Raw genomic sequence first — 24,687 nt, forward strand, 5'->3', positions numbered from 1 at the left:
AAGTAAAAGCCCCCTCCGGCAGGAGGGGGCTTTTTTTTAACCCGGATTATTTATTGCGAGTGAGCTTTTCCAGATCGGATTCAATTTCGCTGATCTTATTTGCCACCACGCTTTCCAGATGACGCAGGTCGTCAAGGATCTTACGCTTCAGATCGACTTCAGTACGATCGCGCTGGCAAATCTGATCCAGCTCATCAATGACGTAGCGAAGATTCGGGCTGATTTCCTGTACTTCTTTGTAGCCCTGACCTACGCCGTCTGCCACCACGGTCTTGCGCTGGCGCGGATATTTAAACTTCACGCTTTTTGCGAAGAACTCGCCTTTATCCTTTTGAAAATAGATTTTCAGGATATCGTTGTTGGCTTCCTGCCGGAGGCTGTAACGATCGATTTCTTCAGGATTGGTAATGCCCAAACTTTTCAGATTGTCGTACATAGCGGTACCCTTGATCTCAATATAACTATTGAATAATTAATGAAATAAACTATTTCCGCCAGCTCCGGATATAAAAAAAGCGGGGTGGCCCCCGCTTTTTGAATCTGCGCTTAGTCGATAGTGCGCAGCAGTTCGTTGATGCCCACCTTGCCGCGGGTTTTGGCATCGACCTTCTTCACGATAACCGCACAGTAGAGGCTGTAAGAGCCATCTTTTGACGGCAGGTTACCGGAGACCACAACTGAGCCCGCCGGTACGCGACCGTAGGTCACTGAGCCGGTTTCGCGATCGTAGATTTTGGTGCTCTGGCCGAGATAAACGCCCATCGAAATAACGGAACCCTCTTCGACGATAACGCCTTCAACGACTTCGGAACGCGCGCCGATGAAGCAGTTGTCTTCGATGATAGTCGGGTTTGCCTGCAGCGGCTCAAGGACGCCACCGATGCCGACGCCGCCGGACAGGTGAACGTTTTTACCGATCTGCGCGCAGGAACCTACGGTTGCCCAGGTGTCGACCATCGTGCCTTCATCAACGTAGGCGCCGATGTTAACGTAGGACGGCATCAGCACGGTGTTGCGTGCAATGTATGCACCCTGACGCACGGCGGCTGGCGGCACGACGCGGAAGCCTTCTTTCTGGAAGCGAGCTTCGTCGTAGTTGGCGAATTTCATCGGCACTTTATCGAAGTAGCGGCTTTCCGCACCATCGATAACCTGATTATCGTTAATACGGAAAGAGAGCAGGACCGCTTTCTTCAGCCATTGGTGGGTCACCCACTGTCCCTCAATCTTCTCAGCGACACGCAGCACGCCGGAATCGAGCAGAGAAATGACCTGGTTTACCGCTTCACGGGTCACGGTATCTACGTTAGCCGGAGTGATCTCGGCGCGACGCTCAAAAGCGGTTTCAATAACGTTCTGTAACTGCTGCATTGTTAAACTCTTTCCATATAAAAAAACACACTACCCTTTATTGTCTGGATTAAGGGCTGCTGTCAACCGCTGTTGCACTTCCAGCTGCAGGTCATTATTAAGGGCACGCCGGTCGGCGGTCGCGATTATAAATAAATCTTCTACTCGTTCACCAATTGTGGTGATTCTGGCCCCGTGGAGCGAAATATTGAGGTCAGCGAACACCTGACCAACGCGGGCTAACAAACCTGGCTGATCGAGTGCGATTAGCTCAAGATAAGATTTCCTGTCCGTATGGGTCGGCAGGAAATTAACCTCTGTATCGACGGTAAAGTGGCGCAATTTTGCCGCCTGACGACGTGGGGCAGGGGGCTGCCATGCGCGCTGGGTGATGGTCTGAATCAGCCCGTGGCGGATAACCTCGTGGCGGTCGGAGGAAAGCGGGCTGCCGTCCGGCTCCAGCACGATGAAGGTATCCATCGCCATGCCGTCGCGGGTCGTGAAGATCTGCGCGTCATGTACGCTGAGGTTACGCCGGTCGAGTTCGCCGCAGACTGCGGCAAACAGGTACGGACGGTCCGGGCTCCAGATAAAGATTTCCGTGCCCCCGCGCGTCGCCTGCGGGCTGAGCAGGATAAGCGGCTGGGTGAGGTCGTGCTGGAGCAAATGCCGGGCATGCCAGGCGAGCTGGTTTGGCGTGTGACGTACAAAATAGTTGGCCCGACAGCGCGCCCAAATCTGATGCAGTGCCTCTTCATCGATGTTGTCCATCCGCAGCAGCGCGAGCGCCTGAAGCTGGTGGTGACGCACGCGATCGCGCATGTCCGGCATGCTCTGGATCCCGCGGCGCAGCTGTTTTTCGGTGGCAAAGTAGAGCTCGCGCAGCAGGCTTTGCTTCCAGCTATTCCATAGCGTTTCGTTGGTGGCACAAATATCGGCGACCGTCAGGCACACCAGATAGCGCAGGCGGTTTTCGCTTTGCACCTCTTCGGCAAACTGCTTGATGACTTCAGGATCCTGAATATCGCGCCGCTGGGCGGTGACCGACATCAGCAGATGGTGGCGCACCAGCCAGGCGACTAGCTGGGTTTCCCGCGAGTTCAGGCCGTGCAGTTCGGCAAATTTCAGGATGTCCTGCGCGCCGAGGATCGAGTGGTCGCCGCCGCGCCCTTTGGCGATATCGTGAAACAGGGCGGCGATCAGAATCAGTTCCGGATGGTTCAACCTTGGCCAGAGTTCCACGCACAGCGGATGGCGCGCGCGGGTTTCCTCTTTGGCGAAGCTTTCGAGCTTCAGCAGGACGCGGATCGTATGTTCATCGACGGTATAGGCGTGGAACAGGTCAAACTGCATCTGGCCGACGATATGCGACCACTGTGGCATATAGGCCCACAGCACGCTGTGACGATGCATTGGCAGCAGGCCGCGGCTGACAGCACCGGGGTGGCGCAGCATGCTGAGAAAAATTGAGCGCGCTTCCGGGATGTAACACAGGGGCTGCACCAGGTGGCGACGAGCGTGGCGCAAATGCCGCAGGGTGGTAGAGTAAATTCCGCTGATGCTGCTGTTACGCACCATCATGTAGAACATACGTAAGATGGCCTGCGGCTCGCGAATGAACAGCGTATCGTCACGCAGGTCGATAAGCGTACCGCGCAGCTGGAAGTCATCATCCAGCGGACGAGGTTTTTCGTCGGCGGTCAGCGCCAGAATGGCTTCATCGAACAGCTGCAGCAGCATCTGATTCAGTTCACCCACGCGGCGAGTCACGCGGTAGAAGTCTTTCATCATGTGCTCGACCGGTTCGTTGCCTTCTCCGGTATAGCTCAGGCGCTGGGCAACGCTGAACTGGCGGTCGAACAATAGACGGTTATCGTAGCGATTGACCTCGAGGTGCAGGGCAAAGCGAATGCGCCACAGCAGGTGCAGACATTCGTTTAGCTCAATGCGTTCAGCCTCGGTCAGAAAGCCAAAACCGACCATTTCGTCAAGCGAGGTGGCGCCAAAATGGCGGCGGGCAACCCACTGCAGGGTGTGAATATCGCGCAGACCACCGGGACTGCTTTTGATATCCGGCTCCAGGTTGTAGCTGGTACCGTGGTAACGTTTGTGGCGATCCGCCTGCTCCTGCACTTTGGCGGCAAAAAACTTCTCCGAGGGCCAGAAGCCATCGCTGAAAATATGCTTTTGCAGTTCGAGGAAAAGCGCAACGTCACCAATCAGCAGGCGCGACTCAATCAGGTTGGTGGCAACCGTGAGGTCGGAAAGCCCTTCCAGCAGACACTCTTCCAGCGTGCGAACGCTGTGGCCGACCTCGAGCTTCACGTCCCACAGCAGGGTCAGCAGCTCACCGATTTTAAGCGCCTCTTCATCCGGCAGCTTTTTGCGGCTCAGTATAAGCAGGTCGATATCGGAGAGCGGGTGTAGCTCTCCGCGGCCATAACCGCCGACGGCGACCAGAGCAACGTCGCTCCGCTCGGCGAAACCGTAGTGGATCCACAGATGTTGCAGGAGCTGATCGATAAACACGGTGCGGGCGGTAATGAGCTGTTCGGCAGAAACGCCGCTGTCGAACGCCGTACCGAGCCAGCGCTGGAAGGTATCCAGATGAGCTTTGATGGTGGCACAGTTCAGATCGCTTTCCGGCCATGAAACCGGGTTGACGGGCTGATCGGGCAGAACAGGAAGTGTGGTGTCCGGTAAAGAAGTGCTCATAGCGCCACCATAAGAAAAGCCGGCTTACGCCGGCTTTTTCGTTAGTCGTTGTGCGAAATTATCGCCGGGATGGTGTCATCCTTACGGAGAGTCAATATCTCGCAGCCGTTATCTGTCACCACAATAGTATGCTCATACTGTGCAGACAAGCTCCGGTCTTTGGTTTTTACCGTCCAGCCGTCTTTCATCGTACGGATGCGGTAATCGCCGGCGTTGACCATCGGTTCAATCGTGAAGGTCATACCCGGTTGCAGCACCACGCCGCCGTCGTCGGCATCATAGTGCAGTACCTGCGGCTCTTCGTGGAAACCACGGCCAATACCGTGACCACAGTATTCGCGAACCACTGAGAAACCTTCTGCTTCAACGAATTTCTGGATAGCCGCGCCAAGGGTGCGCAGGCGAATGCCTGGTTTCACCATTTTCAGCGCCAGATACAGGCTTTCCTGAGTGATACGGCACAGACGTTCGCCCAGAATGGTCGGTTTACCGACGATGAACATCTTCGAGGTGTCACCGTGGTACTCATCTTTAATGACGGTGACATCGATGTTGACCACATCGCCGTCTTTCAGCAGCTTCTGGTCGTCAGGAATTCCGTGGCACACCACCTCGTTAATCGAGATACAGACGGATTTCGGGAAGCCGTGGTAGCCGAGGCAGGCGGAGATAGCCTGCTGCTCATTCACGATATAGTCGTTGCAGATGCGATCCAGTTCGCCGGTGCTGACGCCCGGTTTAACGAACGGCTCGATCATCTCCAGCACTTCAGCGGCCAGACGACCGGCAACGCGCATTTTTGCGATTTCTTCAGGGGTCTTAATTGAGATAGCCATGAATTCTGTCCATCAGGGCCGATTTTATCGGCAATTTGAGTCTAAGTGCTGCCAATGGTATCAGGACGGCATACTTCCTGCCAAACTGAGAATCATTAACAGCACGCAGCGCCAACAAATATTGGTTTCTGCCCGTGATTTGTGGTATAAAGCGCGCCGGACTTCCGTTCCATTTCGTATACACATGATGGAACGTAAGCGACAAATCTCACTTTGTGTAACAACACACACGTATCGGCACATATTCCGGGGTGCCCTTTGGGGTCGGTAATATGGGATACGTGGAGGCATAACCCCAACTTTTATATAGAGGTTTTAAACATGGCAACTGTTTCCATGCGCGACATGCTCAAGGCTGGTGTTCACTTCGGTCACCAGACCCGTTACTGGAACCCGAAAATGAAGCCTTTCATCTTCGGTGCGCGTAACAAAGTTCACATCATCAACCTTGAGAAAACTGTACCGATGTTCAACGAAGCTCTGGCTGAGCTGAACAAAATCGCTTCCCGTAAAGGTAAGATTCTGTTCGTTGGTACTAAGCGCGCTGCAAGCGAAGCGGTAAAAGACGCTGCTAACAGCTGCGACCAGTTCTTCGTGAACCATCGCTGGCTGGGCGGTATGCTGACTAACTGGAAAACCGTTCGTCAGTCCATCAAACGTCTGAAAGACCTGGAAACTCAGTCTCAGGACGGTACTTTCGACAAGCTGACCAAGAAAGAAGCGCTGATGCGCACTCGTGAGCTGGACAAGCTGGAAAACAGCCTGGGCGGTATCAAAGACATGGGCGGCCTGCCGGACGCACTGTTCGTTATCGACGCTGACCACGAGCACATCGCTATCAAAGAAGCAAACAACCTGGGTATCCCGGTATTTGCCATCGTTGATACTAACTCCGATCCGGACGGCGTTGATTTCGTTATCCCGGGTAACGACGATGCTATCCGTGCTGTCAGCCTGTACCTGGGTGCAGTAGCTACTACCGTTCGTGAAGGCCGTTCTCAGGATCTGGCTTCTCAGGCGGAAGAAAGCTTCGTAGAAGCTGAATAATAAGGTTCAACCCCTTATTTAACCAGGTAGTACTGAGTTTGGTTAGGGGCCTCTTTATGGCCCCTTTTTCACTTTTATATCTGTCTGGCTTATCGCCGGGCAGGTCACACCTCCCGAGGATTTAAGAATGGCTGAAATTACCGCATCCCTGGTAAAAGAGCTGCGCGAGCGTACTGGCGCAGGCATGATGGATTGCAAAAAAGCGCTGACTGAAGCTAACGGCGACATCGAGCTGGCAATCGAAAACATGCGTAAATCCGGCGCAATCAAAGCGGCGAAAAAAGCAGGTAACGTAGCCGCTGACGGCGTGATCATCACCAAAATCGACGGCACCTACGGCATCATTCTGGAAGTTAACTGCCAGACTGACTTCGTTGCTAAAGATGGCGGTTTCCAGGCTTTCGCTAACAAAGTTCTGGATGCAGCAGTTGCTGGCAAAATCACTGACGTTGAAGTTCTGAAAGCACAGTTCGAAGAAGAACGTGTTGCCCTGGTTGCTAAAATCGGTGAGAACATCAACATCCGTCGCGTTTCCGCTCTGGAAGGCGAAGTTCTGGGTTCTTACCAGCACGGCGCGCGTATCGGTGTACTGGTTGCGGCTAAAGGCGCTGACGAAGAACTGGTTAAGCAGCTGGCAATGCACATCGCTGCAAGCAAGCCAGAATTCGTTAAGCCGGAAGACGTGTCTGCTGAAGTGGTAGAAAAAGAGTACCAGGTTCAGCTGGACATCGCCATGCAGTCTGGCAAGCCGAAAGAAATCGCAGAGAAAATGGTTGAAGGCCGCATGAAGAAATTCACCGGCGAAGTTTCTCTGACCGGTCAGCCGTTCGTTATGGACCCGAGCAAATCTGTTGCTCAGCTGCTGAAAGAGCACAACGCTGACGTAACTGGCTTCATCCGCTTTGAAGTGGGCGAAGGCATCGAGAAAGTTGAGACTGACTTCGCAGCAGAAGTTGCTGCCATGTCCAAGCAGTCTTAATTTTTTTAAAGCAGCCGCCTGAGGGCGGCTTCTTTTTGCGCCCATCTGGAAAAATCAGCCAACCGCTATAGTGGCTGCGCTGGAAAGCGACGTACAATGTCGCCTGTTTTAACTCATCTCACTCGTTGACAGTCTCAGGAAAGAAACATGGCTACCAATGCAAAACCCGTCTACAAACGTATTCTGCTTAAGTTAAGTGGCGAAGCTCTGCAGGGTTCGGAAGGCTTCGGTATTGACGCAAGCATACTGGATCGTATGGCTCAGGAAATCAAAGAACTGGTCGAACTGGGTATTCAGGTTGGTGTGGTAATTGGTGGTGGTAACCTGTTCCGTGGTGCGGGTCTGGCAAAAGCGGGAATGAACCGCGTGGTGGGCGACCACATGGGCATGCTGGCAACCGTCATGAACGGCCTGGCAATGCGTGACGCATTGCATCGCGCCTATGTGAATGCTCGTCTGATGTCCGCGATTCCGCTGAATGGCGTGTGTGATAATTACAGCTGGGCCGAAGCTATCAGCCTGCTGCGTAACAACCGCGTGGTGATCCTCTCCGCCGGTACGGGTAACCCGTTCTTTACTACCGATTCCGCAGCGTGCCTGCGCGGTATCGAAATTGAAGCCGACGTCGTGTTGAAAGCGACCAAAGTGGATGGCGTGTTTACCGCCGACCCGGCAAAAGATCCATCAGCGACGATGTACGAGCAACTGACCTACGCGGAAGTGCTGGATAAAGAGCTGAAAGTGATGGATCTTGCGGCGTTCACGCTGGCTCGTGACCACAAACTGCCGATTCGCGTATTCAATATGAACAAGCCAGGCGCACTGCGTCGTGTTGTCATGGGCGAAAAAGAAGGCACTTTGATCACGGAATAATTTCCGTCAGGGTCAAATACGGGTAAGATTCCGCTTTATCTTCGCGGGTAACTTACCCTGGCATGATTTAAACGAGACTATACTTAGCACACCTTATTGGCTGTGCCTGGTCTGACCGAGACAAGTTTTCAAGGATTCGTAACGTGATTAGCGATATCAGAAAAGATGCTGAAGTACGCATGGACAAATGCGTAGAAGCATTCAAAAACCAAATCAGCAAAATTCGCACCGGTCGTGCTTCCCCAAGCCTGCTGGATGGCATTGTCGTTGAATACTACGGCACGCCGACTCCGCTGCGCCAACTGGCAAGCGTCACCGTTGAAGACACCCGTACGCTGAAAATCAACGTGTTCGACCGCTCTATGGGCCCGGCCGTTGAGAAAGCGATCATGGCGTCTGACCTTGGTCTGAACCCAAGCTCTGCGGGCACCGACATCCGTGTTCCGCTGCCGCCGCTGACTGAAGAACGTCGTAAAGACCTGATCAAAGTCGTGCGTGGTGAAGCAGAGCAGGGCCGTGTTGCCGTGCGTAACGTTCGCCGTGACGCGAACGACAAAGTGAAAGCACTGCTGAAAGACAAAGAGATCAGTGAAGATGACGATCGTCGTTCACAGGATGACGTACAGAAGCTGACCGACGTTGCTATCAAGAAAATTGATGCGGCGCTGTCAGAGAAAGAAGCAGAACTGATGCAGTTCTAATCATCTCTGCGGCTTATATGATTAAACGCCGTACAGAAAGCCAGTGATGGCTTTGCTGGCGGCGTTTTGCTTTTACCCGTTTTACAATCTTCTGGACGCTTCATGAAGCAATTAACCATTCTTGGCTCCACCGGGTCTATTGGCTGCAGCACGCTGGATGTGGTGCGGCATAACCCTGACCGTTTCGCCATCACAGCCCTGGTGGCAGGCAAAAATGTTGACCGTATGGTTGAACAGTGTCTGGAGTTCGCTCCACGATTCGCCGTGATGGAAAACGAGGCCAGCGCTAAAGCATTGAAGGCCGCTTTACAGCTGCACGGTAGCCGGGTCGAGGTCATGAGCGGAGCGCAGGCTGCAAGCGAAGTGGCGGCGCTGGAAGAGGTTGATCAGGTGATGGCTGCCATCGTTGGTGCGGCGGGGCTGGTGCCGACGCTTGCGGCTATTCACGCCGGGAAAAAAGTACTGCTCGCTAACAAAGAGGCGCTGGTCACCTGCGGGCGTCTGTTTATGGACGCGGTAAAACACAGCGGTGCGCAGCTGCTGCCGGTCGACAGCGAACACAATGCGATATTTCAGAGTTTGCCGGAAACAATTCAGCAGAACCTGGGGTACGCTGACCTTGAGCAGAATGGCGTATCGTCAATTTTGCTTACCGGGTCTGGTGGCCCGTTCCGGGAGACAGCAGTTTCTGCACTGGCGGCAATGACGCCGGATCAGGCCTGCAAACACCCGAACTGGTCAATGGGGCGTAAAATCTCCGTCGACTCTGCCACCATGATGAACAAGGGTCTGGAATACATTGAAGCCCGCTGGCTGTTTAATGCGTCTGCGGCGCAGATGGAAGTGTTGATTCATCCGCAATCGGTCATCCATTCTATGGTGCGCTATCAGGATGGCAGCGTGCTGGCACAGCTCGGTGAACCGGATATGCGCACGCCTATCGCTCATACAATGGGGTGGCCCGCACGTGTGAACTCTGGCGTAAAACCTCTTGATTTCTGCCGTCTTGGATCGCTGACCTTCATGGAACCCGATTACGGTCGCTATCCATGCCTGAAGCTGGCGATGGACGCTTTCGGACAAGGGCAGGCCGCGACGACCGCGCTGAATGCCGCCAACGAAATCACCGTGGCAGCATTCCTGGCGTCGAAGATTCGATTCACTGATATTGCGGCGTTGAACCTGTCCGTTCTTGAAGCGATAAGTGTTGCAGAGCCACAAAGTATCGATGAGGTTCTGGCGGTAGATGCCTGTGCGAGAGAGATTGCGCAAAAACAGGTGAAGCGCATCGCAAGCTGATGATTCTCCGCCTATGATGAGTCGTGGCATTTGTTAGCGCTGGGCTTCGATGATATAGTCTGCGCCACTCATTCGCCGTGAATTTAGCACTGGTTGTGCACGGTGTAGTCAGGGGCGGGTATTCCAGAATACTGCTAATTCCTTTTCATGGATTATTAACGCGTTATGTTGTCTGCTAATCAACCAATCAGCGAAAAATTGCCTGCGCATGGCTGCCGTCATGTGGCTATCATCATGGATGGCAATGGGCGCTGGGCGAAGCGGCAGGGGAAAATTCGTGCTTTTGGTCATAAGGCCGGTGCGAAATCCGTACGTCGTGCTGTCTCTTTTGCAGCAAATAACGGGATTGATGCCTTAACGCTTTATGCGTTCAGTAGTGAAAACTGGAACCGTCCTGCCCAGGAAGTTACGGCGCTAATGGAGTTGTTTGTGTGGGCCCTCGATAGTGAGGTTAAAAGCCTGCACCGTCACAACGTCCGCCTGTGTATCATTGGTGATACCAGTCGCTTCAATGCTCGTCTGCGCGAAAGAATTCGCAAGGCGGAAACACTGACGCAAAATAATACCGGATTAACGCTCAATATTGCAGCGAACTACGGTGGACGTTGGGATATTATTCAGGGAGTCCGCCATCTGGCGGAACAGGTACAAAACGGCACGATGAGCCCCGATGAAATCACTGAAGATTTATTGGGTGAGCAAATCTGCATGCATGAACTGGCTCCTGTAGATTTAGTGATTAGGACAGGGGGAGAACATCGCATCAGTAACTTTTTGCTGTGGCAAATTGCCTATGCCGAACTTTACTTTACAGATGTTCTTTGGCCCGATTTCGATGAACAAGACTTTGAAGGTGCGCTGCATGCTTTTGCCAATCGTGAGCGTCGTTTCGGCGGCACTGAGCCTGCTGGTGAAAATACCTGATGGGGGTAGCTTTTGCTAAAGTATCGCCTTATTTCCGCTCTCGTTTTAGTACCCGTAGTCATTGCGGCACTCTTTTTACTGCCGCCGGGTGGCTTTGCCATTCTGACTCTGGTGATTTGTATGCTGGCCGCATGGGAGTGGGGTCAGCTTAGCGGGTTCACATCCCGCACACAGCGCGTCTGGCTGGCCCTGTTTTGTGGCCTGCTGTTGGCGCTGATGCTCTTGCTGATGCCTGAGTATCATCATAATGTCCAGCTGCCTTTGGTTCAGGGCTCTCTGTGGGCCTCGCTCGGCTGGTGGATTGTTGCGTTGCTGATGGTGTTGACCTATCCGGGTTCTGCTTCGGTATGGCGCTCCTCAAAGACGCTGCGTCTGCTCTTTGGTCTGCTGACTATCGTGCCGTTCTTCTGGGGCATGGTGGCACTGCGAGCATGGCATTATGACGATAACCACTACAGCGGTGCACTGTGGCTCCTGTATGTGATGATTCTGGTGTGGGGGGCTGACTCCGGCGCCTATGTCTTTGGTAAACTGTTCGGCAAGCACAAGCTGGCGCCGAAAGTTTCTCCGGGGAAAACCTGGCAAGGATTCATCGGCGGCCTGTTTACCGCAGCGGTAATTTCGTGGGCTTATGGTTTATGGGTCAATCTGGATGTTGCCCCGGTCACCTTACTGATCTGTTCCATTGTGGCAACGCTGGCTTCAGTACTGGGTGATTTGACCGAAAGTATGTTTAAGCGGGAAGCGGGAATTAAAGACAGTGGTCATTTGATTCCTGGACACGGCGGTATTCTGGACCGAATTGACAGCCTGACGGCTGCGGTCCCGGTCTTCGCCTGCCTGTTGCTGTTAGTTTTCAGGACGATTTAACGGACGGTGTTATGCTGAGCATTCTCTGGAATTTGGCTGCGTTTATTATTGCGCTGGGTGTACTTATCACCGTGCATGAATTTGGCCATTTCTGGGTCGCCCGCCGTTGTGGTATCCGTGTCGAACGTTTTTCGATTGGCTTTGGCAAGGCGCTGTGGCGCCGCGTCGATAAGCGTGGCACGGAGTTCGTCATTGCCCTGATCCCACTGGGTGGGTACGTCAAAATGCTGGATGAGCGCGTTGAGCCGGTTGCACCGGAAATGCGCCATTACGCCTTCAATAATAAAACAGTGGGGCAACGCGCCGCTGTCATCGCTGCCGGACCGGTGGCAAACTTCATCTTTGCTGTTTTCGCCTACTGGCTGGTTTTCATCATCGGAGTTCCCGGTGTGAAACCGGTGATTGGTGAAATAACGCCCAATTCCATCGCAGCAGAAGCACAAATTGCACCAGGCACGGAACTTAAAGCCGTTGACGGTATCGAAACGCCTGATTGGGATGCGGTTCGCTTAGCGCTGGTCGCCAAAATTGGTGATGAGCAAACAACGCTGACGGTTGCCCCTTTCGGAAGTACGCAACGCCAGGATAAAATCCTCAACTTGCGACATTGGGCTTTTGCGCCGGACAAAGAAGATCCTGTTACGTCACTGGGGATTCGTCCGCGCGGTGCACAAATTGAAACGACCCTTGCCGAAGTACAGGCAAATTCCGCAGCCAATAAAGCGGGTTTGCAAGCCGGCGACAGGATCGTTAAAGTCAATGGTCAGCCGCTGACAAGCTGGATGACGTTTGTCACCCTGGTGCGTGATAATCCGGGTAAACCATTGGCGCTAGAAATCGAAAGACAGGGAAGCCTCTTGTCTTTGACATTGATACCGGATACAAAACGCGGTAGCAATGCGACGGAAGGGTTTGCGGGCGTGGTCCCGAAAATCATTCCGCTGCCCGATGAGTACAAGACAGTACGGCAGTATGGACCGTTTGACGCTATTGTTCAGGCCACGGATAAAACCTGGCAACTGATGAAGCTGACGGTGCAGATGCTAGGAAAATTGATAACCGGTGACGTAAAACTGAACAACCTCAGTGGGCCGATCTCTATCGCTCAGGGGGCTGGGATGTCTGCGGAGTTTGGGTTGATTTACTATCTGATGTTTCTTGCGCTCATCAGTGTGAATCTTGGCATTATCAACCTGTTCCCGCTTCCCGTTCTTGATGGGGGTCATCTGCTCTTTTTGGCGATTGAAAAGCTAAAAGGCGGGCCGGTATCCGAGCGAGTTCAAGACTTTAGTTATCGCATTGGCTCTATCTTGCTGGTGCTGTTAATGGGGCTTGCACTTTTCAATGATTTCTCTCGGTTGTAAGAGAGATAGTTAGGAAGAACGCATAATAACGATGGCGATGAAAAAGTTGCTCATAGCGTCGCTGCTGTTTAGCAGCGCGACCGTATACGGTGCTGACGGGTTCGTAGTGAAGGATATTCATTTCGAAGGCTTGCAGCGAGTCGCTGTTGGTGCGGCCCTTCTTAGTATGCCCGTGCGCCCAGGCGATACGGTAACTGATGATGATATCAGTAACACCATTCGTGCTCTGTTTGCTACAGGGAACTTCGAGGACGTTCGCGTCCTGCGTGATGGCGATACGCTGCTGGTTCAGGTAAAAGAGCGTCCGACTATCGCGAGCATCACGTTCTCCGGTAACAAATCGGTGAAGGATGACATGCTGAAGCAGAACCTGGAAGCATCCGGCGTTCGTGTGGGCGAATCTCTTGACCGTACCACCCTCTCTGACATTGAGAAGGGACTGGAAGACTTTTACTACAGCGTCGGTAAATACAGCGCTAGCGTGAAAGCGGTGGTCACACCGTTGCCGCGTAACCGCGTTGACCTCAAGCTGGTCTTCCAGGAAGGCGTTTCCGCCAAAATCCAACAGATCAACATCGTGGGTAACCACGCGTTCAGTACTGATGAGCTGATCTCCAACTTCCAGCTGCGCGATGAAGTGCCGTGGTGGAACGTGGTGGGCGATCGCAAGTATCAGAAACAGAAACTGGCGGGCGACCTCGAGACCCTGCGCAGCTACTATCTGGACCGCGGCTACGCACGCTTCAACATTGATTCGACTCAGGTTAGCCTGACGCCGGACAAGAAAGGTATCTATATCACCGTTAACATCACCGAAGGCGATCAGTACAAGCTGTCTGGTGTTGAGGTGAGCGGTAATCTGGCGGGCCATTCTGCAGAAATCGAAAGCTTGACTAAAGTCGAGCCGGGCGAGCTGTATAACGGCACCAAAGTGACCAAAATGGAAGATAACATTAAGAAACTTCTCGGTCGCTATGGCTACGCCTATCCGCGTGTTCAGTCGCAGCCAGAAATCAACGATGCGGATAAAACCGTTAAGCTGCACGTGAACGTTGATGCCGGTAACCGTTACTACGTACGTAAGATCCGTTTTGAAGGCAACGACACTTCCAAAGATTCCGTACTGCGTCGCGAAATGCGCCAGATGGAAGGGGCGTGGCTGGGTAGCGATCTGGTCGATCAGGGTAAAGAGCGTCTGAACCGTCTGGGTTATTTCGAAACGGTTGATGTGGATACTCAGCGCGTACCGGGCAGCCCGGATCAGGTTGATCTGGTCTACAAGGTGAAAGAGCGTAACACCGGTAGCTTCAACTTCGGTATCGGTTACGGTACGGAAAGTGGCGTGAGCTTCCAGGTGGGTGTTCAGCAGGATAACTGGTTAGGTACCGGTTACTCTGTGGGTATCAACGGCACCAAAAACGACTACCAGACGTATTCCGAGTTCTCTGTCACTAACCCGTACTTTACGGTGGATGGCGTTAGCCTCGGCGGACGTGTCTTCTACAATGACTTTAAAGCAGATGACGCTGACCTCTCCTCCTACACCAACAAAAGCTATGGTGTGGATGGGACGCTGGGCTTCCCGATCAACGAGTACAACACCCTGCGTGCAGGTTTAGGCTACGTCCACAACGACCTGTCTAACATGCAGCCGCAGGTGGCGATGAACCGTTACCTGAACTCCATTGGTCAGAGTGCCAGTACGACAACGGATAACAACGGCTTCTCCGCTGATGACTTCACCTTCAACTACGGTTGGACGTATAACAACCTCGATCGCGGATTCTTCCCGACCGACGGTAACCGCGTCAACCTTAGCGGTAAAGTCACCGTACCTGGCTCTGACAACGAGTTCTACAAGGTCACGCTGGATACCGCGTCTTACTTCCCAATCGATAACGATCACAAGTGGGTCGTGTTAGGTCGTACACGTTGGGGCTACGGCGATGGTCTGGGCGGCAAAGAAATGCCGTTCTATGAGAACTTCTATGCCGGTGGTTCCAGCACCGTGCGTGGCTTCCAGTCTAACAACATTGGTCCGAAAGCGGTGTATTACGGCGCTCCGGGGCTGAATGAATGTAATCAGGCAAGCGGCACTGTATGTAAGTCTAACGATGCGGTGGGCGGTAACGCCATGGCGGTGGCGAGCCTTGAGCTGATTGTGCCGACGCCGTTTATCAGTGATAAGTATGCTAACTCTGTCCGTACCTCCTTCTTCTGGGATACGGGTACCGTCTGGGATACTCACTGGGATAATACCGCGCAAATGCAACAGGCGGGAATTCCGGACTATAGTGATCCGAGCAATATCCGCATGTCTGCAGGTATCGCATTACAATGGATGTCTCCTCTGGGGCCGTTGGTCTTCTCCTACGCCCAGCCGTTCAAGAAATACGAAGGGGACAAAGCCGAACAATTCCAGTTTAACATTGGTAAAACCTGGTAATTGTTCAGCGCAAAGGAATGTATGTGCAGTGTAGCGATGACTCAGGTGAACACTTCGGTGGTCACCAGGCCACGCAAAAAACGGTACCTCCGGGTACGAATGGGATGGTAAGGAGTTAACTGTGAAAAAGTGGTTAGTAGCTGCAGGTTTGGGTTTAGCAATGGCGGCATCTGCTCAGGCAGCAGATAAAATTGCAATTGTTAACATGGGTAGCCTGTTCCAACAGGTTGCACAGAAAACAGGTGTTTCCGCTACGCTGGAAAACGAATTCAAAGGCCGTGCATCCGAGCTGCAGCGTCAGGAATCTGACCTTCAGTCCAAAATGCAGCGTCTGCAGCGTGATGGCTCCACCATGAAAGCGGCGGATCGTAGCAAGCTGGAAAAAGACATCATGTCTCAGCGCCAGGCTTTCTCTCAGAAAGCACAGCAGTTTGAGCAGGATCGTGCTCGTCGCTCTAACGAAGAGCGCGGCAAGCTGGTGACTCGTATCCAGACCGCAGTGAAAAGTGTGGCATCCAGCCAGAGCATCGATCTGGTTGTTGACGCGAACACCGTTGCTTACAACAGCAGCGATATCAAAGATATCACCGCTGATGTGCTGAAACAGGTTAAATAAGTAATGCCTTCAATTCGACTGGCTGATTTAGCACAGCAGTTGGATGCAGAATTACACGGTGATGGCGATATCGTCATCACCGGCGTTGCGTCCATGCAATCCGCTAAAGCAGGCCAAATTACGTTCATGGTAAATCCTAAGTACCGTGAACACCTGGCCCTTTGCCAGGCTTCTGCTGTCGTCATGACGCAGGATGATTTGCCTTTTGCTAAAAGTGCAGCTCTGGTGGTGAAAAATCCTTACCTGACCTACGCTCGCATGGCTCAAATTCTTGATAGCACGCCGCAGCCGGCGCAGGATATCGCCCCAAGCGCGGTGATTGATGCGACGGCAACGCTCGGTAACAACGTGTCTGTCGGTGCTAATGCCGTGATTGAATCTGGCGTGGTACTGGGCGACAACGTAGTGATTGGCGCGGGGTGCTTCGTTGGTAAAAAAACCAAAATCGGTGCCGGCTCCCGCTTGTGGGCCAACGTTACCGTTTACCACGAGATTGAAATCGGCGAAAATTGCCTGATCCAGTCCAGTACCGTGATCGGTGCTGATGGTTTCGGGTATGCCAACGATCGTGGTAACTGGGTGAAGATCCCGCAGCTTGGTCGCGTCATTATTGGCGATCGTGTAGAGATCGGTGCCTGTACCACCATCGACCGTGGCGCACTTGACGACACGGTGATCGGCAACGGTGTTATCATTGATAACCAGTGCCAGATTGCACATAACGTGGTAATTGGCGACAATACCGCGGTTGCAGGCGGCGTCATCATGGCGGGCAGCCTGAAAATTGGTCGTTATTGCATGATTGGCGGCGCCAGCGTGATTAACGGGCACATGGAAATTTGCGACAAGGTGACGGTCACCGGGATGGGCATGGTAATGCGCCCGATAACCGAACCTGGCGTATACTCCTCCGGTATTCCGCTACAAGCCAATAAAGTGTGGCGTAAAACCGCAGCCCTGGTGATGAATATTGATGATATGAATAAGCGTCTCAAGAGCATTGAGCGCAAGGTCAATCAGCAAGACTAAGAATTCATCATTCTGACGCCTGCATTTCCCGGCCTGCGGCATTCATACGATTGCGGCAGGCCGTGTTATTATTGCTATTCAGTATATTTTTGACAGGAAGAGTATTTTGACTACTGACACTCATACTCTGCACATTGAAGAGATTTTAGAACTTCTGCCGCACCGTTTCCCGTTCTTGCTGGTTGACCGCGTGCTGGATTTTGAAGAAGGTCGTTTTCTGCGCGCAGTGAAAAATGTTTCCGTGAACGAACCGTTTTTCCAGGGGCATTTCCCTGGTAAGCCGATTTTCCCAGGCGTTCTGATCCTCGAGGCGATGGCGCAGGCTACCGGTATTCTGGCGTTTAAAAGCGTTGGTAAACTGGAACCGGGCGAGCTGTACTACTTTGCGGGTATCGACGAAGCGCGCTTCAAGCGTCCGGTCGTGCCAGGCGATCAGATGATCATGGAAGTGACCTTTGAGAAAACCCGTCGTGGCCTGACCCGTTTTAAAGGTGTAGCGCTGGTTGACGGTAAAGTGGTTTGCGAAGCGACAATGATGTGTGCGCGTAGCCGGGAGGCCTGATACGTGATTGATAAAACTGCCTTTATTCATCCTACCGCTATTGTGGAAGAAGGTGCTGTTATCGGCGCTAACGTCCACATTGGCCCGTTTTGTCTTGTTGGCCCGAATGTCGAAATCGGAGAAGGCACCGTACTGAAATCTCACGTGGTAGTTAACGGCCACACGACCATCGGTCGTGACAATGAGATCTATCAGTTCGTGTCCATCGGTGAAGTTAACCAGGATCTGAAGTACGCAGGCGAGCCGACTCGCGTGGAAGTGGGTGATCGCAACCGCATTCGCGAGAGCGTCACTATTCACCGCGGTACAGTGCAGGACGGTGGATTGACGAAGGTAGGCAACGATAACCTGCTGATGATCAATGCGCACATCGCGCATGATTGCGTCGTGGGTAATCGTTGCATCCTCGCAAACAACGCGACGTTGGGCGGGCACGTATCTATTGGTGATTTCGCTATCATTGGCGGTATGACTGCAGTTCATCAGTTCTGCATCATTGGTGCACACGTGATGGTCGGCGGCTGTTCTGGCGTTGCTCAGGACGTACCTCCGTATGTGATTGCGCAGGGCAACCATGCCACGCCGTTTGGCGTGAATATCGAAGGCCTGAAGCGTCGTGGCTTTAGCCGCGAAGCGATTACGGCTATCCGTAACGCGTACAAGCAATTGTACCGCAGCGGTAAAACGCTGGAAGAAGCCAAACCAGAGATTGAAGCTCTGGCTGAACAGCACCCGGAAGTCAAAGCGTTCACTGAGTTCTTCGAACGCTCGACGCGCGGTCTGATTCGTTAATGGCAGAACAGCGTCCCCTGACGATTGCCCTGGTCGCCGGAGAAACCTCCGGCGACATCCTTGGCGCAGGTCTTATTCGCGCCCTGAAGGCTCGCGTACCCAATGCACGCTTTGTTGGGGTTGCCGGTCCGCTGATGCAGGCGGAAGGCTGTGAAGCCTGGTACGAAATGGAAGAACTGGCGGTGATGGGGATTGTTGAAGTCCTGGGTCGTCTGCGTCGTCTGTTGCACATTCGTGCCTCCCTGACTCAACGTCTTACCGAGCTGAAACCCGACGTTTTCGTCGGTATTGATGCGCCTGATTTTAATATTACCCTTGAGGGAAATCTTAAAAAGCAGGGGATCAAAACCATTCATTACGTCAGCCCGTCCGTGTGGGCCTGGCGACAAAAACGCGTTTTCAAAATCGGCAGGTCCACCAATCTGGTGCTGGCCTTCCTGCCTTTCGAAAAAGCGTTTTACGATCGTTTCAACGTGCCGTGCCGTTTCATCGGTCATACCATGGCGGATGCGATGCCGCTCGACCCGGATAAAAATGCCGCTCGTGACGTACTGGGTATTGCGCACGACGCTCACTGCCTGGCATTGCTGCCCGGGAGCCGCGGGGCTGAAGTCGAGATGTTGAGCGCCGACTTCCTGAAGACGGCGCAGATCCTGCGGGAGCACTACCCGAATCTTGAAGTCGTGGTGCCGCTGGTGAACGCCAAACGACGTGAACAGTTTGAACGAATTAAAGCTGAAGTGGCGCCAGACCTGCATGTGCATTTACTTGATGGTAAAGGCCGTGAAGCGATGGTGGCGAGCGATGCCGCGCTGCTGGCTTCCGGTACGGCGGCGCTCGAGTGCATGCTGGCCAAGTGCCCGATGGTGGTGGGTTATCGGATGAAGCCATTTACTTTCTGGCTGGCAAAGCGGCTGGTGAAAACCGATTACGTTTCCCTGCCAAATCTGCTCGCTGGCCGGGAGCTGGTAAAAGAGCTGCTGCAGGATGAGTGCGAGCCACAGCGGCTTGCCGAGGCGCTTCTGCCACTGTTGGCGGACGGTAAAACCAGCCACGATATGCACGACACCTTCCGGGCGCTGCATCAGCAAATCCGCTGTAACGCGGATGAGCAAGCCGCCGATGCGGTTCTGGAGTTAGCACAATGATTGAATTTATCTATCCGCATACCCACCTGGTCGCGGGTGTGGATGAAGTGGGGCGTGGCCCGCTGGTTGGCGCCGTGGTCACCGCTGCGGTGATCCTCGATCCGGCCCAGCCCATCGTTGGCCTCAACGATTCCAAAAAATTATCTGAAAAGCGTCGTCTCGCGTTATTTGACGAAATCAAAGAAAAGGCACTGAGCTGGAGCCTTGGCCGCGCGGAGCCGCACGAGATCGACGAACTGAATATTTTGCACGCCACGATGCTGGCGATGCAGCGCGCCGTGGCTGGCTTACATATTCCACCTGAATATGTGCTGATAGACGGCAACCGTTGCCCGGCGCTGCCGGTGCCGTCGATGGCGGTCGTTAAAGGCGACAGCCGGGTGGCTGAAATCAGCGCCGCATCGATTCTGGCGAAGGTTACCCGTGATGCGGAGATGGCCGAGCTGGATCTCACTTTTCCCCAGTATGGCTTTGCTCAGCATAAGGGGTATCCTACCGCTTTCCATCTGGAAAAGCTGGCTCTGCACGGTGCGACTGAGCATCATCGTCGCAGTTTTGCTCCGGTAAAACGCGTACTGGGTCTCGTGTCCTGAACCGGGCATTATTAAGCAACGCGGAAATTTAAGATGGCTGAACCACGTTTCGTACACCTGCGGGTGCACAGTGACTACTCCATGATTGATGGGCTGGCGAAAACCGGGCCGCTGGTAAAAAAGGCGGCCGCACTCGGTATGCCTGCGCTGGCGATCACCGATTTCACCAACCTGTGCGGTCTGGTGAAGTTCTACGGAGCGGGACACGGTGCTGGTCTTAAACCCATCGTTGGCGCTGACTTCCACGTGCAGTGCGATCTGCTGGGTGATGAGTTTTCTCAACTGACGGTGCTTGCTGCCAATAACGTCGGCTATCAGAACCTGACGCTGCTGATTTCCCGCGCTTACCAGCGCGGTTATGGTGCTTCTGGACCGTGGATTGACCGCGACTGGCTGGTAGAGCTTCAGGAAGGACTGATCCTGTTGTCTGGGGCCCGCATGGGCGACGTCGGTAAAGCGCTGCTGCGTGGCAATATGCCGCTGGTAGAGCAGCTCGTCTCGTTCTATGAGACACATTTCCCTGACCGCTACTATCTTGAACTTATCCGTACCGGTCGTGCCGATGAAGAGAGCTATCTGCATGCTGCTGTCGACCTGGCACAGGCGCGCGGTCTGCCGGTGGTGGCCACGAACGACGTTCGTTTTATTGATTCAGGTGACTTCGACGCGCATGAGATCCGCGTTGCTATCCACGATGGATTTACGCTCGACGACCCTAAGCGCCCGCGTAACTATTCGCCGCAACAATATATGCGCAGCGAAGACGAGATGTGCGAGCTGTTTGCCGACCTCCCTGAGGCGCTGGAAAACAGCGTTGAGATAGCCAAGCGTTGTAACGTCACCGTGCGCCTTGGCGAATACTTCCTGCCGCAGTTCCCGACCGGTGAAATGAGCACCGAAGACTTCCTCGTCATGAAGTCAAAAGAGGGGCTGGAGGAGCGCCTTGAGTTCCTGTTCCCGGATCCACAGGTGCGGGCGGAACGTCGGCCGGAATACGACGAGCGCCTGGATATCGAACTGAAGGTGATAAACCAGATGGGGTTCCCGGGCTACTTCCTCATCGTCATGGAATTTATCCAGTGGTCGAAGGACAACGGCGTGCCGGTAGGGCCGGGGCGTGGCTCCGGTGCGGGCTCGCTTGTCGCCTACGCGCTCAAAATCACCGACCTCGATCCGCTGGAATTTGACCTGCTGTTCGAACGTTTCCTTAACCCGGAACGTGTCTCGATGCCTGACTTCGACGTTGACTTCTGCATGGAGAAACGTGACCAGGTGATTGAACACGTGGCGGACATGTACGGCCGTGATGCGGTATCGCAGATTATCACCTTTGGTACCATGGCAGCGAAAGCGGTTATCCGCGACGTAGGCCGCGTGCTGGGTCACCCGTATGGCTTCGTTGACCGCATCTCTAAGCTGGTGCCGCCTGACCCGGGTATGACGCTGGCGAAAGCGTTTGAAGCGGAGCCACAGCTGCCAGAAATTTACGCCGCCGATGAAGAGGTTAAAGCCCTGATCGATATGGCGCGTAAGCTCGAAGGCGTCACGCGTAACGCCGGTAAGCACGCCGGTGGGGTGGTTATCGCCCCGACCAAAATCACCGATTTTGCGCCGTTGTACTGCGACGAAGCGGGGATGCACCCGGTTACCCAGTTTGATAAAAACGACGTGGAATACGCGGGGCTGGTGAAGTTCGACTTCCTCGGCTTGCGTACGCTCACCATCATCAACTGGGCGCTTGAGATGATTAACGCCCGTCGTGAGAAGCAGGGTGAACCGCCTCTCGACATTGCGGCGATCCCGCTCGACGATAAGAAAAGCTTCGACATGCTGCAGCGCTCGGAAACCACCGCGGTATTCCAGCTTGAATCGCGTGGCATGAAAGACCTCATTAAACGTCTGCAGCCTGACTGCTTCGAAGATATGATAGCCCTGGTGGCCCTGTTCCGTCCGGGGCCGCTGCAGTCGGGGATGGTAGATAACTTTATCGACCGTAAGCACGGCCGCGAAGAGATTTCCTACCCGGACGTACAGTGGCAGCATGAGTGTCTGAAACCGGTACTGGAGCCGACCTACGGCATTATCCTGTACCAGGAACAGGTTATGCAGATTGCCCAGGAGCTCTCTGGCTATACGCTCGGCGGCGCGGATATGCTGCGTCGTGCGATGGGTAAGAAAAAGCCGGAAGAGATGGCCAAGCAGCGCGGCACCTTCGAGGAAGGGGCGAAAAAGAACGGCGTTGACGGCGAACTGGCGATGAAAATCTTCGATCTGGTGGAAAAATTCGCCGGGTACGGGTTTAACAAATCGCACTCCGCAGCCTATGCGCTGGTCTCCTACCAGACGCTGTGGCTGAAGGCGCACTATCCGGCCGAGTTTATGGCGGCGGTAATGACTGCCGATATGGATAACACCGAGAAGGTGGTTGGCCTGGTGGATGAATGCTGGCGCATGGGGCTTAAAATTCTGCCGCCAGATATCAACTCCGGGCTGTATCATTTCCACGTTAACGACGACGGTGAAATTGTTTACGGTATCGGCGCGATCAAAGGCGTCGGTGAAGGGCCGATTGAAGCTATCATCGAGGCTCGCAATAATGGCGGCTATTTCCGCGAGCTGTTTGACCTGTGCGCGCGGACCGACATTAAAAAGCTGAACCGTCGGGTGCTGGAAAAACTGATTATGTCCGGGGCGTTTGACCGCCTTGGGCCGCACCGTGCAGCACTGATGAACTCGCTGAACGATGCTTTAAAGGCAGCGGATCAGCACGCCAAAGCCGAGGCGATAGGGCAGGCAGATATGTTCGGCGTTCTGGCGGAAGAGCCGGAGCAGATTGAACAATCCTATGCCAGCTGTCAGCCGTGGCCAGAACAAACGGTACTGGATGGTGAAAGGGAAACGCTGGGGCTGTATTTGACCGGGCACCCGATTACCCAGTATCTGAAAGAAATTGAGCGCTATGTCGGAGGCTGTAGGCTGAAAGACATGCATCCGACCGATCGTGGTAAAGTCACCACGGCGGCGGGGCTCGTGATTGCCTCGAGGGTTATGGTCACCAAACGCGGCAATCGTATCGGCATCTGTACGCTGGATGACCGTTCCGGACGCCTTGAAGTGATGTTATTCACGGATGCTCTGGATAAATATCAGCACCTGCTGGAAAATGACCGCATACTTATCGTCAGCGGACAGGTCAGCTTTGATGACTTCAGTGGGGGGCTTAAAATGACCGCCCGCGAAGTCATGGACATTGACGAAGCTCGCGAAAAATACGCGCGCGGGCTTGCTATCTCGCTGACGGACAGGCAAATTGATGACCAGCTTTTAAACCGTCTCCGTCAGTCTCTGGAACCCCACCGCTCGGGGACCATTCCAGTACACCTCTATTATCAGAGGGCTGATGCACGCGCACGGTTGCGTTTTGGCGCGACATGGCGTGTCTCTCCGAGCGATCGTTTACTCAACGATCTGCGTAGCCTTATCGGCACGGAGCAGGTGGAACTGGAGTTTGACTAATACAGGAATACTATGAGTCTGAATTTCCTTGATTTCGAACAGCCGATTGCCGAGCTGGAAGCGAAAATCGATTCCCTGACGGCAGTGAGCCGCCAGGATGAAAAACTGGATATTAACATCGACGAAGAAGTGCATCGTCTGCGTGAAAAAAGCGTAGAACTGACGCGTAAAATCTTCGCCGATCTTGGCGCATGGCAGGTTGCCCAGCTGGCACGCCATCCGCAACGTCCATATACCCTGGATTACGTCCGCCTGGCCTTCGACGAGTTTGACGAGCTGGCAGGTGACCGTGCCTATGCCGACGACAAAGCGATTGTCGGCGGGATTGCGCGTCTCGACGGACGTCCGGTGATGATCATTGGTCATCAGAAAGGCCGTGAAACCAAAGAGAAGATCCGTCGTAACTTTGGTATGCCGGCACCGGAAGGCTACCGCAAAGCGCTGCGCCTGATGGAAATGGCAGAACGTTTCAACATGCCGATCATCACCTTCATCGACACCCCAGGGGCATACCCGGGCGTGGGCGCGGAAGAGCGTGGTCAGTCCGAAGCGATCGCCCGTAACCTGCGTGAAATGTCACGTCTGAGCGTACCGGTTATCTGCACCGTTATTGGTGAAGGTGGTTCCGGCGGCGCGCTGGCGATTGGCGTGGGCGATAAAGTGAATATGCTGCAGTACAGCACCTATTCCGTTATCTCTCCGGAAGGCTGTGCTTCCATTCTGTGGAAAAGCGCCGACAAAGCTCCGCTGGCTGCCGAAGCCATGGGTATCATCGCGCCGCGTCTGAAAGAGCTGAAGCTTATTGATTCTATCGTTCCAGAGCCGCTGGGTGGCGCACACCGCAACCCGGAAGCGATGGCCGCGAGCCTGAAAGCGCAGCTGATTTCTGACCTGGCTGAGCTCGACACCATGAGCAAAGAAGAGCTGACCAATCGTCGCTACCAGCGTCTGATGGGTTACGGCTACGCGTAATTGCCGGATCCTTCTGAAAAGCCGCACATTGTTGCGGCTTTTTTTATGCCCGAAG

Annotated in this window: 21 protein-coding genes; 17 read left to right on the top strand and 4 right to left on the bottom strand. The window is 53.9% G+C overall.

What is annotated here, in order from left to right; translation table 11 throughout:
* Positions 1–46: 46 nt before the first annotated feature.
* The 4 genes from C7387_RS17895 to map form a co-directional block, all read right to left on the bottom strand.
* The gene (locus C7387_RS17895) at positions 47–436 is read right to left on the bottom strand and encodes a DUF3461 family protein (RefSeq protein ID WP_006817209.1); all 390 of its coding nucleotides are present in this window, start codon (positions 434–436) and stop codon (positions 47–49) included.
* A 110-nt stretch (positions 437–546) separates the two neighbouring features.
* Entirely contained in the window at positions 547–1,371 is an 825-nt protein-coding gene (gene dapD / locus C7387_RS17900; RefSeq protein ID WP_006817210.1) for a 2,3,4,5-tetrahydropyridine-2,6-dicarboxylate N-succinyltransferase, read from the bottom strand.
* Positions 1,372–1,401: 30 nt separating this feature from the next.
* On the bottom strand, positions 1,402–4,065 hold the full coding sequence (gene glnD / locus C7387_RS17905) for a bifunctional uridylyltransferase/uridylyl-removing protein GlnD (protein WP_120817207.1): 2,664 nt from the start codon (positions 4,063–4,065) through the stop codon (positions 1,402–1,404).
* A 41-nt stretch (positions 4,066–4,106) separates the two neighbouring features.
* The gene (gene map, locus C7387_RS17910; protein WP_006817212.1) at positions 4,107–4,901 is read right to left on the bottom strand and encodes a type I methionyl aminopeptidase; all 795 of its coding nucleotides are present in this window, start codon (positions 4,899–4,901) and stop codon (positions 4,107–4,109) included.
* Between the two features lie 321 nt (positions 4,902–5,222).
* On the opposite strand from map, the gene rpsB reads away from it, so the two are divergent.
* The 17 genes from rpsB to accA all read left to right on the top strand — a co-directional run bounded on the left by rpsB (position 5,223) and on the right by accA (position 24,632).
* Positions 5,223–5,948, top strand: a complete 726-nt coding sequence (rpsB, locus tag C7387_RS17915) for a 30S ribosomal protein S2 (protein WP_006817214.1) — start codon at positions 5,223–5,225, stop codon at positions 5,946–5,948.
* Positions 5,949–6,075: 127 nt separating this feature from the next.
* Positions 6,076–6,927 (top strand): translation elongation factor Ts, encoded by an 852-nt coding sequence (gene tsf, locus C7387_RS17920; RefSeq protein ID WP_006817215.1) that lies wholly within the window; start codon positions 6,076–6,078, stop codon positions 6,925–6,927.
* A 147-nt stretch (positions 6,928–7,074) separates the two neighbouring features.
* Positions 7,075–7,800: a UMP kinase gene (pyrH, locus tag C7387_RS17925; protein ID WP_006817216.1), complete on the top strand. Its 726-nt coding sequence runs from the start codon at positions 7,075–7,077 to the stop codon at positions 7,798–7,800.
* Between the two features lie 143 nt (positions 7,801–7,943).
* Entirely contained in the window at positions 7,944–8,501 is a 558-nt protein-coding gene (gene frr / locus C7387_RS17930; RefSeq protein ID WP_038252091.1) for a ribosome recycling factor, read from the top strand.
* A 102-nt stretch (positions 8,502–8,603) separates the two neighbouring features.
* Positions 8,604–9,800 (top strand): 1-deoxy-D-xylulose-5-phosphate reductoisomerase, encoded by a 1,197-nt coding sequence (gene ispC, locus C7387_RS17935; protein WP_120817208.1) that lies wholly within the window; start codon positions 8,604–8,606, stop codon positions 9,798–9,800.
* Between the two features lie 165 nt (positions 9,801–9,965).
* Positions 9,966–10,724: a (2E,6E)-farnesyl-diphosphate-specific ditrans,polycis-undecaprenyl-diphosphate synthase gene (gene ispU / locus C7387_RS17940; RefSeq protein WP_006817220.1), complete on the top strand. Its 759-nt coding sequence runs from the start codon at positions 9,966–9,968 to the stop codon at positions 10,722–10,724.
* A 12-nt stretch (positions 10,725–10,736) separates the two neighbouring features.
* Positions 10,737–11,594, top strand: coding sequence for a phosphatidate cytidylyltransferase (gene cdsA / locus C7387_RS17945; protein ID WP_006817221.1), 858 nt, complete (start codon positions 10,737–10,739; stop codon positions 11,592–11,594).
* 11 nt (positions 11,595–11,605) lie between these two features.
* The gene (gene rseP, locus C7387_RS17950) at positions 11,606–12,958 is read left to right on the top strand and encodes a sigma E protease regulator RseP (protein WP_006817222.1); all 1,353 of its coding nucleotides are present in this window, start codon (positions 11,606–11,608) and stop codon (positions 12,956–12,958) included.
* A 31-nt stretch (positions 12,959–12,989) separates the two neighbouring features.
* The gene (gene bamA, locus C7387_RS17955; RefSeq protein ID WP_006817223.1) at positions 12,990–15,404 is read left to right on the top strand and encodes an outer membrane protein assembly factor BamA; all 2,415 of its coding nucleotides are present in this window, start codon (positions 12,990–12,992) and stop codon (positions 15,402–15,404) included.
* A gap of 121 nt (positions 15,405–15,525) precedes the next feature.
* Positions 15,526–16,020, top strand: coding sequence for a molecular chaperone Skp (skp, locus tag C7387_RS17960; RefSeq protein WP_038252089.1), 495 nt, complete (start codon positions 15,526–15,528; stop codon positions 16,018–16,020).
* Between the two features lie 3 nt (positions 16,021–16,023).
* On the top strand, positions 16,024–17,049 hold the full coding sequence (gene lpxD / locus C7387_RS17965) for a UDP-3-O-(3-hydroxymyristoyl)glucosamine N-acyltransferase (protein ID WP_006817226.1): 1,026 nt from the start codon (positions 16,024–16,026) through the stop codon (positions 17,047–17,049).
* 106 nt (positions 17,050–17,155) lie between these two features.
* Positions 17,156–17,611, top strand: a complete 456-nt coding sequence (gene fabZ, locus C7387_RS17970) for a 3-hydroxyacyl-ACP dehydratase FabZ (RefSeq protein WP_006817227.1) — start codon at positions 17,156–17,158, stop codon at positions 17,609–17,611.
* Between the two features lie 3 nt (positions 17,612–17,614).
* Positions 17,615–18,403 carry an acyl-ACP--UDP-N-acetylglucosamine O-acyltransferase gene (lpxA, locus tag C7387_RS17975; protein ID WP_006817228.1) on the top strand — a complete coding sequence of 263 codons (789 nt, stop codon included), beginning with the start codon at positions 17,615–17,617 and terminating at the stop codon, positions 18,401–18,403.
* Positions 18,403–19,551: a lipid-A-disaccharide synthase gene (lpxB, locus tag C7387_RS17980; RefSeq protein ID WP_120817209.1), complete on the top strand. Its 1,149-nt coding sequence runs from the start codon at positions 18,403–18,405 to the stop codon at positions 19,549–19,551. The genes lpxA and lpxB overlap by 1 nt, the downstream gene beginning before the upstream one ends.
* A complete protein-coding gene (rnhB, locus tag C7387_RS17985) occupies positions 19,548–20,144 on the top strand; it encodes a ribonuclease HII (protein WP_006817230.1) in 597 nt (198 codons plus the stop codon). The genes lpxB and rnhB overlap by 4 nt, the downstream gene beginning before the upstream one ends.
* 33 nt (positions 20,145–20,177) lie before the next feature.
* On the top strand, positions 20,178–23,660 hold the full coding sequence (gene dnaE / locus C7387_RS17990; RefSeq protein ID WP_120817210.1) for a DNA polymerase III subunit alpha: 3,483 nt from the start codon (positions 20,178–20,180) through the stop codon (positions 23,658–23,660).
* Positions 23,661–23,672: 12 nt separating this feature from the next.
* Positions 23,673–24,632, top strand: coding sequence for an acetyl-CoA carboxylase carboxyl transferase subunit alpha (gene accA, locus C7387_RS17995; RefSeq protein WP_006817232.1), 960 nt, complete (start codon positions 23,673–23,675; stop codon positions 24,630–24,632).
* The last annotated feature ends 55 nt before the right edge of the window (positions 24,633–24,687 follow it).

The sequence above is a fragment of the Yokenella regensburgei genome (assembly GCF_003634235.1).
Lineage (GTDB): Bacteria > Pseudomonadota > Gammaproteobacteria > Enterobacterales > Enterobacteriaceae > Yokenella > Yokenella regensburgei.

Coding starts and splice junctions, on each gene's coding strand:
- lpxB (WP_120817209.1), top strand. CDS start 18,403: ATGGCAGAACAGCGTCCCCTGACGATTGCCCTGGTCGCCGGAGAAACC.
- tsf (WP_006817215.1), top strand. CDS start 6,076: ATGGCTGAAATTACCGCATCCCTGGTAAAAGAGCTGCGCGAGCGTACT.
- ispU (WP_006817220.1), top strand. CDS start 9,966: ATGTTGTCTGCTAATCAACCAATCAGCGAAAAATTGCCTGCGCATGGC.
- map (WP_006817212.1), bottom strand. CDS start 4,901: ATGGCTATCTCAATTAAGACCCCTGAAGAAATCGCAAAAATGCGCGTT.
- accA (WP_006817232.1), top strand. CDS start 23,673: ATGAGTCTGAATTTCCTTGATTTCGAACAGCCGATTGCCGAGCTGGAA.
- rnhB (WP_006817230.1), top strand. CDS start 19,548: ATGATTGAATTTATCTATCCGCATACCCACCTGGTCGCGGGTGTGGAT.
- dnaE (WP_120817210.1), top strand. CDS start 20,178: ATGGCTGAACCACGTTTCGTACACCTGCGGGTGCACAGTGACTACTCC.
- C7387_RS17895 (WP_006817209.1), bottom strand. CDS start 436: ATGTACGACAATCTGAAAAGTTTGGGCATTACCAATCCTGAAGAAATC.
- pyrH (WP_006817216.1), top strand. CDS start 7,075: ATGGCTACCAATGCAAAACCCGTCTACAAACGTATTCTGCTTAAGTTA.
- bamA (WP_006817223.1), top strand. CDS start 12,990: ATGGCGATGAAAAAGTTGCTCATAGCGTCGCTGCTGTTTAGCAGCGCG.
- glnD (WP_120817207.1), bottom strand. CDS start 4,065: ATGAGCACTTCTTTACCGGACACCACACTTCCTGTTCTGCCCGATCAG.
- rpsB (WP_006817214.1), top strand. CDS start 5,223: ATGGCAACTGTTTCCATGCGCGACATGCTCAAGGCTGGTGTTCACTTC.
- rseP (WP_006817222.1), top strand. CDS start 11,606: ATGCTGAGCATTCTCTGGAATTTGGCTGCGTTTATTATTGCGCTGGGT.
- ispC (WP_120817208.1), top strand. CDS start 8,604: ATGAAGCAATTAACCATTCTTGGCTCCACCGGGTCTATTGGCTGCAGC.
- dapD (WP_006817210.1), bottom strand. CDS start 1,371: ATGCAGCAGTTACAGAACGTTATTGAAACCGCTTTTGAGCGTCGCGCC.
- lpxD (WP_006817226.1), top strand. CDS start 16,024: ATGCCTTCAATTCGACTGGCTGATTTAGCACAGCAGTTGGATGCAGAA.